Genomic DNA, 16225 nt, shown 5'->3' with positions numbered 1-16225 from the left:
ACCCGGCATCACCGCACCCGAAGACGAGGCGCAATTCGCGTGACTTGCACAGCTGAAAGGGGGCTCATGGGGCGCGGCAGGACATCCTGGCTCATGCTCACGGTGGTCACTCTCCTGGTGTCTCTTCAGCTCATCGCGGCGTGGACGCCCGGCGCCTCCACGCACTTCCCCCACACCGCCTACACGTCCGTGCCGACCTCCCCCGCCCTGTCCACGAGCCTTGTCGTGGACGAGTACCTCACCTGCAGTGACGACGAACAAATCACGGAACCACCCCCCTGACAGCCCGGCCGCGACCGCCGGCGCGTCGGCGCGCAGGCCGATGTGAAGCCCTTCGCTCACACGATAGGGGTACGACTTCACGGCATCGCCCACCCCAGCGAGTTACCAGGCCGCGCATCTCACGTCGAGGCACGCCCTCACGCCCTGTCTTACGTCGCTCCAGGTATTCCTTTGCTGAGCCAGCCCGCAGTCACCAACCGGCCCGTCGCCTTGCCTGCTCCCGGCAGGAACGCCAGCCCCCACGGCACATCGAGGCCCTGCGCCATCACTTCCGGGGCGTCGAGGTCCGGGGTCGTGCCGGGCGTGCTGGTGACGGGCCTTGTCGCGACCGACGCCACGGGCGGGGCCGTCTCGTCGGGTGGCCCGGCGCTCTCGCAGCCAGCAGCGGCCATCATCAGGGCAGTGGCCAGCACGGACCACCGTCGGTGTGCCATGGGGATCTCCGTAAGTTGTGCAGCGGCCAGGGAAGGCTGGACCTTCTCCGATACACACGGTGGCGATGCCATGGGCCCCACCACCCAGGTCAGGGTGAGCAGCCCATGCAGCGGTTAGGGGCACAGCAGGTCTTGTTGGCGCGGCATTCGTCCAGGCCTGGTTCATTCGACGAGGTCGATGGTGACCTCGCCGTCCTCGAGGCGTTCGAGTTGGTCCACTGTGGCTTCGTATCGACCGATGTAAATTACATCGTCGGAGTAGCCAACCCCGTTGGTGTTGTAGTAGAAGCCGAGATTTCCCCATGGGACGAAGTAGATGAGATCGCCATCTTCAGGGTCCGACCCCGACGAACCTTCGATGTTCAATTTCCGGGGCAAATAGCCAATCTTCTCCTCGCCGGCGTACTCCTCGAAAGGCAGGGTGAGTGGAAGCATTCCGAGAAAATCACGTACGGCTGGACTTTCCTCGCCCATGGTGACGTCGATCGACGTACCTCCCGCGGTGAAGCGCACAGTGGAACCCTCGATCCGACGCTGGGCGCCGGAGGAGGTTGCCGCGGAGGGCGTACCAACCGTGGAAGCCGACGGGACGCCATTCTTGGACTCGGACGAGGCCGGGGCGGACGTGCATCCCACGACGACGAGCAGAAGAGCCAGGGAACCGGTGAGCGAAGCGGTGCGTCGCACGTGCCATACCTTTCAGCGTAGTCTCGTAAATCGAATCGGGCAGGGCACCAATTTGCCGCACATTGTCAGCGCACCCGTGTCCTGACCGCGTTGATGGCGACTACTCAGCACGGAAAGATCCAGAGTGTAGAAGCGCGGACCTGAGGACCGGTCATCATTCGAAATCAGCGGCGCCGTAGTGCCGGTGCTTGGTGCGGTAGGCAGCGTCGATACGGGAATTCACAGCATCGTCGCCGACGTCGGTGGTAGTGACGTCCCGGTCGACGCCGCGGGCACTGATGTCGCCGTACGGCTGCACTTGGGTGCCCTGATACCAGCCGCTGTCACCGGCATGGCTAACGACCTCGTGCACGGTAGGCCGTGGCTCGGTGCTCGGCTGGCTCGTTGAGCTGTGCATGATGGAGGCTGGGGCGCGTGAGTTGATCGTGGCGGAGTACCGGATCACCGGGCTGTCGCCAGTTGTGATCGCTGAACTCATCGCCGAGATAGGCCCGTTGTGGCATGAACGGCATCAGGCACGCCTGACGGCACGGCCGCGGCAACGGGCGGTGGGAGCCGGGGCGAAGCACCAGTTGGTCTTCATCGACCGGCTGCTGGCCACGCTGGTGAGTCTGCGCCATGGCACCACTCATGACGTGCTGGCCTGCTGGTTCGGCGTGGACCGCTCCACCATCACCCGCGCCATCGGCGAGGTGCGGCCCCTGCTCGCGCAGCGGGGCTGCACCATCGCACCGGACGTCCGTCTGCGTACTCTCGCCGAGGTCATCGAGTACCTGGGCGTCGACGGTCGGACCGGCATCATCGACGGCACGGAGATCCGCGTGCGCCGCCCGGCCGCAGGCCGCAAGGACCGCGACAAGTTCGTCTCCGGAAAGACCAAGCAGAACGCCGTGAAGTCCATGGTCCTCACGGACGCCGAGGGGCGCGTGCTGTTCTGCAGCCCGGTTCGGCCGGGCAGTTGCGCCGACATCACCCAGGCCCGGCAGCTGGGCCTGGTACAGCTCCTGGCCGACGGACCGTTCATGGAGATCCTCGCGGATGCCGGCTACCAGGGCATGGGGGCGCAGACCGGCGGCCGGGTGATCACACCGCCGCATCGCAAATTCAAAGAGAACGCCCCTGCCTGGTACGAGGAGCGACACGAGCAGCAGCGCAAGGCGCACTCGTCACGGCGCATCCGCGTCGAGCACGGCATCGCGCACCTCAAGAACTGGCGGGCTCTGACCCGACACCTTGGCCGACGCGAGCACATGAGTGACATCGTCCAAGCCGTCGCCGGACTGCTCTCACACCAACAGACCGCCGCCCGCGACCACGGCCTTCAAGCCTGAACACCGACCACGCCACACACCTCGACGCGCCACGGCCTACCGTGCACGAGGTCGTAAGCGTTGTCCCGTAAATGATCTTTGACATGCTGGATGGCCTGGCTGTTTTCTCCTCACCCCGCGAGGGTGAGGTTGTGCAGGCGGGCGATGCCGAGCATGGCGTGGTGGGCGCCGTCGCCCTTGAAGTGGCAGTCGCGGAGGATCTTCCAGGTCTTCATCCGGGCGAAGGCGTGCTCCGCACGGGCTCGGACCTTGCGGTGGGAGGTGTTGTGTTCCTCTTTCCAGGCCGGGAGTTCGGCCCGGCCGCGCTCGCGGCGGTGCGGGATGACCAGGCCGGTGCCCCGGTAGCCACCGTCGGCGATCACGGTGGTGTGGCCGACGGCGTCCTTCGCGCCCGACAGCTCCCATGCCTCGCAGCCGTTGCGGTTGCCGGGCAGCGGCCGGCCGACGGCGACGGCCAGGCAGGAATCGGCGTCGATGACGACCTGGTGGTTGGTGGAGTACCGATAGTTCTTCGACTGCGCGGCAACGGTGTGGGCGCGGATGGGGACCAGGGTGCCGTCCACGATCAGCACGGCGTTCTTGCGGAACCGCCTGCGCGTCTGGAGGGCAAGCGCGGGGCCGAGGTGGTCGATGACACGGTCGGCGGCCGACTTCGATACCCCGAACAGCGGCGCCAGCTGCCGGAGCGTGAGGTTGGTCTGCCAGTACGCGGCAACGAGCAGGACCCGGTCCTCCAGCGGCAGGCTCCAGGGCCGGCCCTTGCGGACCGGGTCCGCGCCCTCACGCCGCGACGCGGTGATCAGCTTGCTGAACTGACGCGGACTCAGGCCGGTGAACGGGGCTATCCAGGACGGCCCCGATGCCGTGAGCACACCAGACACAGCAAGATCATCTCCTCCGTGACCGGCAGTTGCGGGACACCCCGTAGATCGGATCTAGAGATCGTCACCGTCAGCAACCACCCAGAACTGCACCGACTCCCGGAAGCGTCCAGCGCGGCCAAGGGTGGAGATCTGCAACTCGCCAGCCGCCTCGACTTCGGTGAACTCCTCGCGGGTCCAAACAGTCATGCCGCGTTCGATCTCTCTCCGTCCAGTCGTCTGAATGCGGATGCAACTTGGCCTTCACCAGCCATACTTGCCAATGCGTCAAGCAGGAGGGCGTCCCTGCTGAGGCAGGTACTGAGAGAGAACCCCTCGCTCGGTGACTAACGCCACGCCCGTTGGCTCGGCAGAGACGGCGCGAGACGCTGCCGGAGCCTGGCGGATCGCGGAGTAGCCGCCAGACGGGGTGGTAACGGGACAATAAGCGCTCGAGAAAGGGCACGCCCGCCGACGAACCTATCTACGACATCACCGGCCAGGTCGCCTTGGTCGCCAGCGCCAATTCCGGCATGGACCTGGCCACCGCCCGCGCGTTCGCCGAGGGCCGGTTCCGCGGTCGCCGTGGTCGACAGCAACCGGGCAGCGCTGCAGACCACCACCGAGACTCTGATCGCGGCCGATCACCAGCTGCGGGGCGCGCCGAGCGACATGGCCCACGAGGCAATAGACGCGGCCGACGAGCCAGCCGAGGTCGCGGGTCAACGCCGTCAACCTGCACCGCTCGTGGGCACGCTCGAAACACGAACTCGCCCAGATGCGCAGCCAAGGCACCGGCGCCATCCGCAACTGTCTTCCCGCGGCGGGCCCGTGAGCCTACTGCGGGAGTAAGCACATATTCCCCTGTAGGGGAATGGCCCAGCGGGTGAGCGGGGCCTTACCGTCAGAAGCGCCGGTAGGTGACCCGCCAACCTTCTGCCGGGTCTACTGGCGTCACGACCAGCGTGTTACCCGACAGCTTGTAGACGCGAGTCAGGCTCTGCCCAATAAGGTCGCGTACCAATGACGACTTGACGGTCACGACGAACCTGTTGGTAGCTTTGTTGACGGTGACAACTCCATAGAAGGCCTCGTACCCGTTCCTCGTGTACGGCGTGTCCGTAGCGTCGGCGTCGGCATTCATGGCCTGCACCGACATGGTGCCAGACTTAGTGAAGATGATTTGGCCGGAGTACGGCACGGGCCGAAGGTTTCCTTCGGTGCCGGCCTCCAACGAGGTCATGCGCCACCCGCCCACGAGGGGAGACGTCCCGCTATGAGCTGCGCTGGGCTGGGCGAACGAAAAGGCGGAGACTAGGAGCGCGAGCGCAGCCGCAAGCGAGCCGATCTTTAGCTTCGTCGTCATACTTTGTCAGTTCCTTCTCTTCCTCATGGATGGTGCCTGGTAGCCGCTGACCTCCGCTACCGGCCGAACCATCGGCAGATGGCCCTTCGGCCATCGACGTCCCTTACTCAGCAAACCTGGCCGCCTGGCTGGCAGGGAGTTCCTGATGGTAGGGGTATTGGAAGGCCCCCTCTATCTGCCGCGAATCCGGCCCTGAAGGTGGAAAATGTGCCCGCCAGGCATGGCGATCGCTCCTCCTCAATTTCCTCGCCAGGTGGGTGTGGTCTCGTCCGTTGTGTGCTTGGCGAGGTTGTCGATCGAGGCAACATGGATCATGCCTCAGCAGTCGGCGCTGAGGTTCTCGTAGCCGTGGCCCTGAATTCGGTGCAGTGTGATCTGTCCGATGCCGCGTTCTACGAACCAGCGTCTTTTGACGACGTGGAAGCCGCGGGCCTCCGGGGTGACCTGGTCGAGGAATCGCATCCCCAGGGCGTATTGGGCTCGTGGGGTGACGATCACGGCGAGGAGGAGCCCGATCGTGCCGGTGAGGATGACCCGTTCGCAGCCGTTGTCATGAGCCGGCACCGGTGTGTCCTTCATCTGCATGAAGGACTTCGAACGTCACCCAACTCCCAGGGTGGATGCAGTGATCTGCCGCCATCCACCACGGAGGAGTTGGAGGCGCGATGCGCGCGCAGAGGGTGTTGGCGCCCCGTTCGACGCCGGGGTCGTGGACGCCGCCAGGAGACGATCTACGACCGGTCGGCCGAGGGAGTCGTTCCTGGTGGCATACCTCACTGCTCGAAAACAGTCAACCTCGAGTCAGTCGCGGGGTTCGTGGCTTGGCTGCGGTTACCGCCGCCTGTCCAGAACGAAACTGTGGCGGTGCCTCCGACCGTCGAGCACCCCTGCACGGCCTACAGCCTGAACCGCGGTCCGCACATTCTACGAGTTCCCCTCCCGCAATGGCATCGAGGTCACCGACCTGCTGGTGACGATGGGCTGGGCCGAGCGACACCGCTCGTCGGCTACCTCCTACAAGTCGCTGCGGACGAAGTCCGATGTGCTGCCAGCCCGCCGGGCGCGCAGGAGAACTCCGGTCGTCGGCGATCCCAAAGCATGAAGGCCATCACAGCTACCCGGCCCGCCCCTTGGACCCGAGATGTCCTACTTCAACGCAGCGTAGTCAGCACCAAGTCAGCACGGGAGACACGAAGACAGGTGATGACGTGGGGTTTCAGTCAGCACCAAACCAGCACGGGGGTCAGCGCCCCGCCTCCAAATCATGCCCGACCTAAGCAATTTGGACACCATCCCGAGGTGCCCCGTCAAGGCCTCCGCAGCACCTCCCACCCTGCACACATGGTGGGAACGCTCACTCCTACGCCAGGAACTATGGTGTCCCGCCACATACGCCTCTGACCTGCACGTTCCTACGGTATGGCGACACGCAAACGTCCCCGCCAACCGCCAGGAAGTGGTGCCGATGTCCTCCCCCGCGACCGCTCCACCAACCCCCGCCAGCCTCAAGCGCATCGTCGCCGCGTCCCTCATCGGCACCACCATCGAGTGGTACGACTTCTTCCTCTACGGATCGGCCGCCGCCCTCGTCTTCAACAAGCTGTTCTTTCCGGACTCCGATCCGCTCGTCGGCACCCTGCTGTCGTTCCTGACTTATGCCGTCGGGTTCGCCGCGCGGCCGTTGGGTGCGCTCGTGTTCGGGCATTACGGGGACCGGCTCGGGCGTAAGAAGCTGTTGGTGTTGAGCCTGCTGCTGATGGGTGGGGCGACCTTCGCGATCGGGCTGTTGCCGACGCACGCCACCATCGGCTCCTCGGCGGCGGTGTTGCTGACCGTGTTGCGGCTCGTGCAGGGCTTCGCTCTCGGCGGTGAGTGGGGCGGGGCCGTGTTGCTGGTGTCGGAGCATGGGGACGCTCGGCGGCGTGGGTTCTGGGCCTCGTGGCCGCAGACCGGTGCGCCGGCCGGTCAGTTGCTCGCGACCGGTGTGCTGTCGCTGCTCACCGCCGTGCTGTCGGAGAGTGCCTTCGGTAGCTGGGGCTGGCGGATACCGTTCCTGCTTTCCGGCGTGCTGGTGATCGTCGGTTTGTGGATTCGTCTGTCTGTCGATGAATCGCCGGTCTTCAAGCAGGCGTTGGCGCAGGCGGAGGCGCGTAGGTCGGCGCGTGCGGCCGGTGCCGGTGCCGAGAAGCTGCCGCTCGTCTCCGTGATGCGGCACCACTGGCGTGATGTGCTGGTGGCGATGGGCGCGCGTATGGCGGAGAACATCAGTTACTACGTGATCACGGCGTTCATCCTCGTCTACGCCACCACATCGGCCGGTGTCTCCAAGCAGACGGCGCTCAACGCGGTTCTCATCGCCTCGGCCGTCCACTTCGCGGTCATCCCGGGCTGGGGTGCCCTGTCGGACCGGATCGGTCGCCGTCCCGTCTATCTGCTGGGCGCGGCCGGAGTCGGGCTGTGGATGTTCCCGTTCTTCTCACTCATCGACACGGGCGGCTTCGGCAACCTGCTCCTCGCCGTGACCGTGGGACTCGTGCTGCACGGCGCCATGTACGCGCCCCAGGCGGCCTTCTTCTCCGAGATGTTCGCGACCCGGATGCGCTACTCCGGTGCTTCGATCGGCGCCCAGTTCGCCTCGGTCGCGGCGGGCGCACCGGCCCCGCTCATCGCCACCGCGCTGCTGGACTCCTACGGCAGCTCCACCCCGATCGCCCTCTACGTCATCGGCGCGGCCGTCCTCACGCTCATCGCGGTCGGTGTCGCCAAGGAGACCCGTCACCGGGACCTGGCCGATGTGGAGCGCTCGGCGGATGCGGAGCCGGCGGCGGCCCGGGATGCGGACGCTCACACCGTCTGACGGTCCGCCCGTGAGGTCCTGGGAATCGGCCCCCGTACGCCCGTGCGTGCGGGGGTCAGCGCTGTGTCGATGCCGACAACCGGTGCAGGCGCAGGGCCAGCTGGATCTCCAGGACCCGTGCGGGGCTCTGCCAGTCCACGCCGAGGAGACGAGCCACGCGCTCCAGACGCTGCGCGACGGTGTTCACGTGGACGTGCAGGTCGTCCTTGGTGCGGGCCGGGCTCATGCCGCAGGCGAAGTACGCGTCGAGGGTCTGCAGGAGATCGGTCCCGCGCCGTTCGTCGTAGGCGACGACCTGGCCGATCGTGCGGTCGACGAAGCCCGCGATGTCGCGGTCGCCGGCCAGCAGTAGCCCGAGGAACCCGAAGTCCTCGGCGGCGGCGCCGTCGCCGGAGCGGCCCAGCAGCCGCAGTGCGTCGAGGCAGCGCCTGCTCTCCTCGTAGGCGGCGGCCACGGCGTCGGGGTGGGCGGCTGGTGCCTCCACCGGAGCGGAGGCACCGACGGTGACCGGCTCCTGGACGGCCGTCCCCAGGTGGCGCGCGGTTCGGCGGGCCACTGCGGTGGCGGTGTCCCCGCCTTCGAGGGGAAGGACAAGTACCGTGCCGCCGTCGCGGGCTGCGGCCAAGCCGTGACGCGTCGCGGCGAGATGGGACGCGGCGGACCACAGGCGTCTGCGGGCGACCGCCTCCTGGTCGCCGTCTGCCGTCGTGACGTCGAGGCGGGCGGCGAGGACGACGTGGGTGGCATCGAGGTCGGCGTACAGCCGCGCCGCGCGCTCGCGCAGCAGCCGCGGGTCGCGGTCGCGGGCGTCGAGCAGGTCGTCCAGCAGTTCGCCCCGGACCCGTTGTTCGGCCTCGGCCGCGGAGCGTCGGGCGAGCAGGAGGAGGGAGGTGACGGTCGCGGCCCGCTCCAGTGTGCTCTGGTCCACGGGGTCGAGGCCGGGGTGGCCGCGCAGGACCAGCGCGCCGAGCAGCTCACCGCCTGCGATCACGGCGGCGATCCAGTCGTCGCCGTGCCGCACCGCGTGGCCCTCGGCGCGGGCCGCTTCCAGGGCCCTGGCGGGTGTGGCGGCCGCATCCGTGAACTCGACTGTGCCGTCGAGGACTTGGGAGACGGCTGCGGCCACGTCGTGCACCCCGCCGCCGTGCAGCACGAGTTGGGCGAGCCTGTCGTGCACGTCCGAGGCGCGTTCGATGACTCCGCTGCGGTCCCGGATGATCTCGTTGGCCCGCTCCAGATCGGCGAGCGCCGAGCGGGTCTCGGTGAGGAGATTCGCGGTGTCGATGGCGGCCGCCGCCAGGGCGGCGAAGGAGCCGAGCAGCGCGATCTGCTCCCGCTCGAAGACCCGGGCACGCCGGTCCGCCGCGAAGAGGACCCCGATGACATGGTGGCCCAGCGTGAGCGGCACCCCGAGGATGGCGACCAGCCCCTCGTCACGCACACCGGCGTCGATGCTGAGGGTGTGCTGGAAGCGGTCGTCCTTGAAGTAGTCGTCGGTGACGTACGGGCGGGCCGTCTGTGCGACGAGGCCGCCCAGGCCTTCCCCCATGCCGAGCCGCAGCTGCTGGAAGCGGGCGGCGACCGAGCCCTCGGTCACCCGCATGTACGTGTCGCCCCGGGCCGGGTCGTTCAGGCTGAGATAGGCCACGTCCGTGCCGAGCAGGGATCGGGCGCGCTGCACGATCGCCTGGAGCACGGCGTCCAGATCCCGCAGCCCGGCCAGGTCGTGGGCCGTCTCGAACAGGGCCGACAACTCGGCCTCGCGTCTGCGCCGTCCCTCCAGCTCGGAGCGGACGCGCAGCGCGAGCAGCCTGGCCTGTTCGAGGGCGACGATCCATTCGGTGGATCTGCCCTCGGCACGGGCGAGTAGCACCGGCTGCTCATAGGCGTCGGCGGACGCGCCTCTGGCCAGCAGCTCGAGGAACGGTGTCTCGGCACTGCTCAGGGGCGCTCCCGCATCGGCTGGTGAGCGCTGGTCGGAGTGCATGTGATCGCGGGGCATGCCGACAGGATTGCTCATCGCACGGCCACCCCGTCAGCCCTGTGGACAACTCGGAATCCCGCCGGTCCCGGCCGGTCAGTGCGCGGTCCAGCCACCGTCGAGCACGAGCGAGGTACCGGACACGAAGGAAGCGTGCGGGCTGCACAGATACGCCACGGCCTCGGCGACCTCATCCGGTTCGATGAGCCGCTTGACCGCGCTGTCCTGCAACATCACCTCGGACACCACCCGCTCCTCGGGGATGCCGTGCGCTCTGGCCTGGTCCGTGATCTGCTTCTCGACCAGTGGGGTGCGCACATAGGCCGGGTTCACACAGTTCGAGGTGACCCCATGTGCTGCGCCCTCAAGGGCTGCGGTCTTGGAGAGTCCCTCCAGGCCGTGTTTGGCGGCCACATAGGCCGACTTGAATGCCGAGGCGCGCAGCCCATGTACGGAGGACACATTGACGATGCGGCCCCAGCCCTGCCCATACATATGGGGCAGGGCTCCACGGATGAGCCGGAACGGTGCCTCCAGCATCACGGTGAGCACCGTGTGGAAGACGTCGGGCGGGAACTCCTCGATGGGGCGCACCAGCTGCAACCCGGCGTTGTTCACCAGGACGTCGGTGCCGGCGGCTGCGAGTTCCGCGGCGTCCAGATCGGTCAGATCGAGGACGTGCGGTTCGACGGCGCCCGCGAGCCCGCGGGCCTGCTCGGCGAGCTCCTCCAGGCCGGCGGCATCCCGGTCGACCGCTCTGACCTTGGCCCCGGCGGCCGCGAGCCGTAGCGCGCAGGCACGGCCGATGCCACCGGCGGCTCCGGTGACAAGGGCGGTGCGGCCGCCGAGGTCGAGCGGGGAGGGCAAGGACGGGCCTTGAGCCGGGAAGATGCTGGGCGCGGTCATGGCTCGACCCTAGGCAGCGCCCCTGCCAGGCCACATATGGTCACAACCCATACTTCAGTCCGTACTCATAGGCTCGAACCACGTGGGTTCATCGGCCAGTGCCTGCTTGATCCGAAACAGCTGACGCTCTTCCATCTCGGGCAGCGCGTCCACCTCGTACCAGCCGACCTCGACCGATTCGTCGTCGTTCACGCGTGCCTCACCGCCGACGGCACGGCAACGGAAGGTGATGTCCATGAACTGGCACATGTCGCCGTTGGGATAGGTGACCTCACCGCTGGACCTGACGAGCACCACCCGCTCCGGGACGCACCGGACACCCGTCTCCTCGTGCACCTCCCGCACGGCACAGTCCGCGGGCTGCTCACCGGGGTCGGGGATGCCAGTGATCACCGTCCACTTCTGGTTGTCCGCGCGCTGCCCCAGCAGAACCCGTCCCTCGTCGTCGAAGACGACGGCGCTGATCCCGGGCAGCCACAGCAGTTGGTGACCGGCGGAGGCACGGATCGTACGAATGAAGTCAGGAGTAGCCATGTCACCGACCCTAACGGGCCGGTGACGGCTCCCCGGCCGGTTCCGAGGGCTTGTGATCAGCACGACCGGCAGGTGACTCCGGGCCACGGACGCGACCGCCGCCGTACGGCTACGCGTCCCCGGCCCGCCGTGCGCGCGTCCCGGCGCCGATGGCCCAGCCGAGGCCGCCCGCGGCGATCAGCACCAGGGCGATCTCCGGCAGGATGCCGAGCCGGGTGGCAGGGGTCTCGCTGGAGCGCAGCGGGACCTTCTGGACGAGCGAGTCGGCCACGAACATGCCGGTCCGCTGCGTGATCTCGCCGTCCGGCATGATGACCGCGCTGACGCCGCTGGTCACCGGGACGGTGACGGTCCGGCTGTGCTCGACGGCACGGACGCGGGACATGGCGAGTTGCTGGTAGGTCATCTCGCTGCGGTCGAAGGTGGCGTTGTTGCTCGGCACGGAGATCAGCTGCGCACCGTCGACGACCTCGGAGCGGACCGCCCAGTCGAAGGCCGCCTCGTAACAGGTGACGAGACCGACCTTGGCGCCGTCCATGGTGAACACGCCCGGCTCGTTGCCACGGCTGAAGTCCTGGCGGACCATCGAGGTCCAGTTCTCGTTGATCGCCCCGACGAGCGACCGCAGCGGCAGGTACTCACCGAACGGCTGGATCTGCCGCTTGTCGTAGGTGTCGACAGGCCCCTTCTCCGGATCCCACAGGATCTGCTCGTTGAGCAGCTTGCCGTCCCGTTCGACCACGCCGCCCACCGAGATCGGCGCACCGATCGCCTTGGCGGCCGTGTCGATGACGGCGCGGGCGTCGGGGTTGGCGAAGGGGTCGATGTCGGAGGAGTTCTCGGGCCACAGCACGAAGTCGGGTTGTTCGACCTTGCCGGCCTTGACCTCGGCGGCGAGGCGCTCGGTCTCGCGCGCGTGGTAGTCGAGTACGGCCCGTCGCTGGGCGTTGAAGTCCAGTCCCGCGCGCGGCACGTTGCCCTGGACGACCGCGACCGTCGCCGTGCCGTCCTCGGCCTTGTCGCTGACCAGCGGCCGCGCGGCCACGGCGCCCACCACGGGCACGGCGACGCTGAGCAGGGCCACGGCAGCGGCGGACCGCCGCACGGCCCGGGTGCGCCGCCGCTCCACGGCAAGGCGCACGACCTCGTAGAGACCGAAGCCGCACAGGACGACCGCGAAGCCCAGCACCGGCGTGCCGCCCAGGGCCGCGAGCGGCAGAAAGACACCGTCGGCCTGACCGAACGCGATCTTGCCCCAGGGAAAGCCGTTGAACGGCGCACGCGCGCGTGCCGCCTCTCCGGCGATCCACAGCGCCGCCGCCCACACCGGCCAGCCCGGCAGCTTCGACACCGCGGCGACTCCCGCGCCCACCAGCGCGACGAAGACCGCCTCGATCGCGACGAGCGCCAGCCAGGGGCCAGGGCCGACCTCCACACCGGTCCACACCAGCAGCGGCAGCAGGAAGCCGAGGCCGAAGAGATAGCCGAGGCCGAGGCCCGCCTTCCAGCTACGCCCCCGCAGTACCCAGCCGAAGACGGCGAAGGCCGGCAGGGCCAGCCACCACAGGGTGCGTGGCGGGAAGCTGACGTAGAGCAGCGCTCCGGAGAGCGCGGCGGCGAGGGCCGGAACGAGGCGCACGAGTCGTGCCGCGCGCGTGGCGGGCGCGGTCTGCGGGTCGAGCTGGTCCGACTCGTCCACGGAGGTTGCGGTGACGGTCACTCCCGGAGTGTACGGCGGTTGACCTTGGCACGGACAGCGCGGTCCGTCTCGCGGGCAGGGCCGTAGACACCCGGGCGAGCCCACGAGTGCCCACCTTTCACCGTCGCACGCCGAGCTCCCATGGCGTCTCCCGATACCCACACAGCTCGGGCTCATATAGCGCGTCAGCCTCACACGGCTCGGGCCCACATAACGCCTCGGCCCCACCCCGCTCGGACCCACACAGCGCCTCGCCGCTCCCAGCGGGACACCACATAGCGTCCCGCCCCACTCCCCCAGTCCCAGATCACCGTCGTCGGCACCCCTGCGCCGCATCGTTCCTGCACGACACGTCCACAAACCGGCCATAAGCCGTTACCGTATGCCGGAGCCTCATTCGTACCGGCCGGTCAGGTCCGGGTGGCCGAGGTTCCGTCACAGGTCGGGGGACCGGTTTCGGGGGGCGGGGTGGGTGTCGCAAGAATGACGTCCTCGGCAGGTCCGCAAGAGGACGGCGGCAGACGAAACGTTTCTGACGCGGCGGGCGTCGTGGTGCTGGGAGCCTGCGCCGCTTGGTCGCTGATCTCCGCTGCCGCACACGGCGGCCGCCCCGAGGGTGTACTGCTCGCGATCCTCGCCGTGGCGGCCGGCTATGCCGCGGGCCGGATCGGCGGCGCGCTGCTGCCGGTCGCCGTACCCTGCGCCGCGGCTCTGGCCGGAGTGGGCCTGACGCTCAGCGTTCCCCATCTGTCGCCCGGCCCGCAGCTCGTCACCCCGCTGGGCCACGCCGGAGCCACCGCCGCCGTACTGACGCTCGCCACCGGCGCCGCATGCTGCGCCGCCTGGTCCGCTTCGGCGCCGCTGCTGCGCCTGGCTCTGCGTCTGCTCGCCGCCGGGATCACGGTGACCGCGGCGGTCCTGGGATCGACCAGCGGCTTCGTCGCCTGTTCCGCCGTCCTGGTGTGCTCACTCTCGGCCGGCCACCTCCGCCATCGCGGCGTGGGCATCGCGGGGCTGGCCCTGGCGGCGGCCTCAGTCAGCGGCCTGATCTGGGCGGTCGCCGGGAACATGGTGCCCGGCGGGCTGCTGACCTGGCTGGAGGGCCAGCTGACCGGGCACCGGATCCAACTGTGGTACGACGCGCTGCACCTGGCGCGCGAGGAACCCGCCCTGGGGGTGGGCCCCGGCCGCTTCGGCGAGCTCAGTACGACGGCGACCGGGACGTTGCTGTCCGACGGCAAGCCGCACTCGGCGCCCTTGCAGCAGGCGGCGGAACAGGGAGTCGTCGGCGTACTGCTGCTGGCGGCGGCCTTCTGCTGGATGCTGTTCGCTCTGTGGCGCACCGCCCGCCCCACCCCCGTCGCCCTCACCGCGGGCGCGGCACTCACCGCGTTGGCGGCCATCGCCGCGGTCGGCAACGCGCTCAGCTTCACCACGGTGTCCGTGGGCGCGGGCCTGCTGGCGGGGCTGGCGACAGCACGCCCGATCGCCGTCGAGTCAGCACAACGCGAGGACGGCATACGCACGCGCGGCGACCGACTGGCTCCATGACCTGACGTACGGAGCGCTACCGCCCACACATGTGCGGACAGCAGTGTTGTCCGCACACATGGGCCCAGAAGCCACCCTCATCGGCGCCGAGCCACGAGCAACCGGCAACGCCAGCACCCAGCACCCAGCACCCAGCACCCAGCACCCAGCACATCGAAACGCCGGCGCCGACTCCTTTCGACAGCTGGCCCCCGGCGTCGACCCCAGCTCAGTGAGCCGTACCGGCCGCACGAGTCCGTAGGCGGTCCTCGATGACCCCCACCGCCGTCTCCGCGTCATCCACCGTGATGGTGAACGTGTGGCCGTCCCCCAACCGAAGTACCAGGCCCTCGCCACGCCGTACGACGACGGCGGTCCCCTTCTCGGGCCGCCACCGGTAACCCCAGCCACCCCAGTGGCGCGGAGTCACCAGTGGAACGAACTCGGCACCGACGACCTCGGACAAGGGGATACGGCGGCGCGGCACACCGATGTGGCCGCAGCGCACCTCGAGGCACTCCTGATCGACCTTCAGGGCGACGTGCACGAACGCCAGGGTGCCGAAGAGGACCAGCAGTCCGGCGGCGATGCAACCCACGACGGCCATGGCGAGGGGGGCGACGCCGCCGGTCCACGGCGAGTCGACGGCCAGCTCGACTCCCAGCGCCATACAGGCGGCGCCGACGAGCGCCAGCAACCACTGGACCCGGTTGGTCGCCCGCCCGGTCCACACATCAGGATGCGGCTTCCTGCCGTGGGGGTGGTCCCTCATGGCTATGAGGTTACTCAGGATCCGCTGCGCTGCTACCTCGTAGCCCAGGGTCACTGCGCCGACCGGAGCACAACGGTCCACGGCGTCCGGTCGTGCCCGCCGGCCCATGACGGCCGGTTCGTGCCTACCGGTCGTGATCGTCGGTCACTGCGCGGGGCTGACCGCGTGGAGAAGACGCCCCTCCGCGTAGGCCAGGGCGGGCTCGGGGAGCTTGCCCTCACGGCCGCTCAGCAGCACGGTCAGGGTGCCTTTCGCCTCCGCCTCGGGGGCGGGCTGCTCGCCGAGCCGGCGGAGGGCCTGCGCGGCGACCGCTCCCGCGGAGCCGTGCAGGACGAGCGGTGGGAAGTCGGGGCGCTGGACGGCGGCGCGGATGCGCTCGGCGACGAGTTCGTAGTGCGTGCAGCCCAGGACCACGGTCGTCACGTCAAGGGGGGTCAGGGCGGCGGCCGCGGTGACGGCGGCGTCGATGGCCGACTCGTCCGCGTGCTCGACGGCCTCGGCGAGCCCGAAGCAGGGCACTTCGGTGACGGTCACGCCGTCGGCGAAGTCGTTGATCAGTCCGCGCTGGTAGGAGCTGCCGGTGGTGGCGGGGGTCGCCCAGATCGCGACGGGGCCGCCGCCGGCCGCGGCCGGCTTGATGGCCGGGACGGTGCCGATGACCGGTATGGCGGGTTCGAGGCGGGTGCGGAGGGTGGGCAGCGCGTGCACGGTCGCGGTGTTGCAGCCGATGATCAAGGCGTCGGGGCGGTGCGCGGCGGCAGCGTCGGCGACGGCCACGGCGCGCCGGGTGAGGTCTTCGGGAGTCCTGGGACCCCAGGGCATGCCGTCGGGGTCGAGTGAGAGCACGAGATCTGCGTCGGGTCGCAGCCGCCGTACCGCGGCGGTGGCCGCGAGCAAGCCGATTCCGGAGTCCATCAGCGCGATCTTCACCCGGCCACGATAGACGATGGCCCCTTGCCGGCCGCTCCCGTGGGGCAGACTGCGCG

At 68.9% G+C, this 16225-nt stretch carries 16 protein-coding genes and 1 pseudogene; 4 read left to right on the top strand and 13 right to left on the bottom strand.

Annotated elements, in window-relative coordinates:
- Positions 1-93 precede the first annotated feature (93 nt).
- On the top strand, positions 94-282 hold the full coding sequence (locus tag AC3ETA_RS41855; protein ID WP_432198146.1) for a hypothetical protein: 189 nt from the start codon (positions 94-96) through the stop codon (positions 280-282).
- 149 nt (positions 283-431) lie between these two features.
- Here the strand turns inward: AC3ETA_RS41855 and AC3ETA_RS41850 are convergent, their stop codons facing one another.
- The 3 genes from AC3ETA_RS41850 to AC3ETA_RS41840 all read right to left on the bottom strand — a co-directional run bounded on the left by AC3ETA_RS41850 (position 432) and on the right by AC3ETA_RS41840 (position 1755).
- The gene (locus AC3ETA_RS41850) at positions 432-716 is read right to left on the bottom strand and encodes a hypothetical protein (RefSeq protein WP_432198145.1); all 285 of its coding nucleotides are present in this window, start codon (positions 714-716) and stop codon (positions 432-434) included.
- 162 nt (positions 717-878) lie between these two features.
- Positions 879-1403, bottom strand: a complete 525-nt coding sequence (locus AC3ETA_RS41845) for a cyclophilin-like fold protein (protein ID WP_432198144.1) — start codon at positions 1401-1403, stop codon at positions 879-881.
- A gap of 154 nt (positions 1404-1557) precedes the next feature.
- Complete coding sequence (locus AC3ETA_RS41840; RefSeq protein ID WP_432198143.1) at positions 1558-1755, bottom strand: DUF2255 family protein; 198 nt, start codon at positions 1753-1755, stop codon at positions 1558-1560.
- A gap of 43 nt (positions 1756-1798) precedes the next feature.
- Between AC3ETA_RS41840 and AC3ETA_RS41835 the strand changes: the two genes are divergently transcribed.
- On the top strand, positions 1799-2734 hold the full coding sequence (locus AC3ETA_RS41835) for a transposase family protein (protein ID WP_432198142.1): 936 nt from the start codon (positions 1799-1801) through the stop codon (positions 2732-2734).
- A 110-nt stretch (positions 2735-2844) separates the two neighbouring features.
- On the opposite strand, the gene AC3ETA_RS41830 is transcribed toward AC3ETA_RS41835, so the two are convergent.
- From AC3ETA_RS41830 to AC3ETA_RS41815, 4 genes and pseudogenes are all read right to left on the bottom strand, one after another.
- The gene (locus tag AC3ETA_RS41830) at positions 2845-3615 is read right to left on the bottom strand and encodes a transposase (RefSeq protein WP_432198141.1); all 771 of its coding nucleotides are present in this window, start codon (positions 3613-3615) and stop codon (positions 2845-2847) included.
- 54 nt (positions 3616-3669) lie between these two features.
- The gene (locus AC3ETA_RS41825) at positions 3670-3804 is read right to left on the bottom strand and encodes a hypothetical protein (RefSeq protein ID WP_432198140.1); all 135 of its coding nucleotides are present in this window, start codon (positions 3802-3804) and stop codon (positions 3670-3672) included.
- A 694-nt stretch (positions 3805-4498) separates the two neighbouring features.
- Entirely contained in the window at positions 4499-4960 is a 462-nt protein-coding gene (locus AC3ETA_RS41820; protein ID WP_432198139.1) for a lipocalin-like domain-containing protein, read from the bottom strand.
- A 237-nt stretch (positions 4961-5197) separates the two neighbouring features.
- Positions 5198-5506: pseudogene (locus AC3ETA_RS41815) on the bottom strand (IS5/IS1182 family transposase); the annotation flags it as partial.
- 919 nt (positions 5507-6425) lie between these two features.
- On the opposite strand from AC3ETA_RS41815, the gene AC3ETA_RS41810 reads away from it, so the two are divergent.
- Complete coding sequence (locus AC3ETA_RS41810; RefSeq protein WP_432198138.1) at positions 6426-7817, top strand: MFS transporter; 1392 nt, start codon at positions 6426-6428, stop codon at positions 7815-7817.
- A 55-nt stretch (positions 7818-7872) separates the two neighbouring features.
- Here the strand turns inward: AC3ETA_RS41810 and AC3ETA_RS41805 are convergent, their stop codons facing one another.
- The 4 genes from AC3ETA_RS41805 to lnt all read right to left on the bottom strand — a co-directional run bounded on the left by AC3ETA_RS41805 (position 7873) and on the right by lnt (position 12958).
- Positions 7873-9819 carry a helix-turn-helix domain-containing protein gene (locus AC3ETA_RS41805; RefSeq protein WP_432198137.1) on the bottom strand — a complete coding sequence of 649 codons (1947 nt, stop codon included), beginning with the start codon at positions 9817-9819 and terminating at the stop codon, positions 7873-7875.
- 75 nt (positions 9820-9894) lie between these two features.
- Entirely contained in the window at positions 9895-10704 is an 810-nt protein-coding gene (locus AC3ETA_RS41800; protein ID WP_432198136.1) for a 3-hydroxybutyrate dehydrogenase, read from the bottom strand.
- A gap of 54 nt (positions 10705-10758) precedes the next feature.
- The gene (locus AC3ETA_RS41795; protein ID WP_432198135.1) at positions 10759-11238 is read right to left on the bottom strand and encodes an NUDIX hydrolase; all 480 of its coding nucleotides are present in this window, start codon (positions 11236-11238) and stop codon (positions 10759-10761) included.
- Between the two features lie 109 nt (positions 11239-11347).
- Complete coding sequence (gene lnt / locus AC3ETA_RS41790) at positions 11348-12958, bottom strand: apolipoprotein N-acyltransferase (RefSeq protein WP_432198134.1); 1611 nt, start codon at positions 12956-12958, stop codon at positions 11348-11350.
- A 462-nt stretch (positions 12959-13420) separates the two neighbouring features.
- Here lnt and AC3ETA_RS41785 point away from each other — a divergent pair, with 462 nt between their 5' ends.
- Positions 13421-14488: an O-antigen ligase family protein gene (locus tag AC3ETA_RS41785; protein ID WP_432198133.1), complete on the top strand. Its 1068-nt coding sequence runs from the start codon at positions 13421-13423 to the stop codon at positions 14486-14488.
- A gap of 208 nt (positions 14489-14696) precedes the next feature.
- Here AC3ETA_RS41785 and AC3ETA_RS41780 read toward each other — a convergent pair whose 3' ends face one another.
- Positions 14697-15239 carry a hypothetical protein gene (locus tag AC3ETA_RS41780; protein WP_432198132.1) on the bottom strand — a complete coding sequence of 181 codons (543 nt, stop codon included), beginning with the start codon at positions 15237-15239 and terminating at the stop codon, positions 14697-14699.
- A gap of 144 nt (positions 15240-15383) precedes the next feature.
- The gene (locus AC3ETA_RS41775; RefSeq protein ID WP_432198131.1) at positions 15384-16169 is read right to left on the bottom strand and encodes a glutamate racemase; all 786 of its coding nucleotides are present in this window, start codon (positions 16167-16169) and stop codon (positions 15384-15386) included.
- Positions 16170-16225: the final 56 nt, after the last annotated feature.

This window comes from Streptomyces sp. bgisy027, from assembly GCF_057710365.1.
Note: the sequence above shows the minus strand (reverse complement) of the source record. Positions and strands in the feature narration are given on the sequence as shown.